This is a genomic window from Roseibium sp. RKSG952 (assembly GCF_009711355.1).
The window spans coordinates 1-439 of the sequence record NZ_SMMF01000255.1 but is presented as its reverse complement, the minus strand read 5'-3'; the positions used below and the strand labels follow the sequence as shown (position 1 = coordinate 439).

Here is a 439-nt window from a genome sequence, read left to right as displayed (position 1 = left end):
GCCCCGCCGTTTTGCCTCACCGCCTCGAGGTGCATCTTAGGTGTATGGAGGAGTTTCGGAACATATCCCAACGCCCTGCCGCTTTGCCTGACCGCCTCGAGGCAGATCTCCCGCGTCCGGAGGGCTTTCGGAACATACCTCAACGCTCCTCCGTCTTGCCTCACTGCTTCAAGGCAAATCTCAGGCGTCCGGAGGGATTCCGGAACATATGCCCACGCCACTCTTGCCTCACCGCCTCGAGGCAGATCTCCCGCGTCCGAAGGGGGACCGGCACTAATCACAACGCCACCGCCTCAAGGCACATCTCCTCCCTCCGGAGGGCTTCCGGCACATGCCTCAATGTTATGCCTTCTTGCCTCACCGCCTCGAGGCACATCCCCGGAGACCGGAGGTCTTCCGGAACATCTTGCAACGCCCTCCCGTTTTGCCTCACCGCCTC

At 62.0% G+C, this 439-nt stretch carries 2 protein-coding genes; both read right to left on the bottom strand.

The window, feature by feature from the left end; translation table 11 throughout:
- Nucleotides 1-221: DUF4116 domain-containing protein (locus E1297_RS51090; protein WP_196223090.1), on the bottom strand; the 221-nt coding region annotated here is incomplete at its 3' end.
- A gap of 56 nt (nt 222-277) precedes the next feature.
- The gene (locus E1297_RS51085) at nt 278-433 is read right to left on the bottom strand and encodes a DUF4116 domain-containing protein (protein ID WP_368669418.1); all 156 of its coding nucleotides are present in this window, start codon (nt 431-433) and stop codon (nt 278-280) included.
- Nucleotides 434-439: the final 6 nt, after the last annotated feature.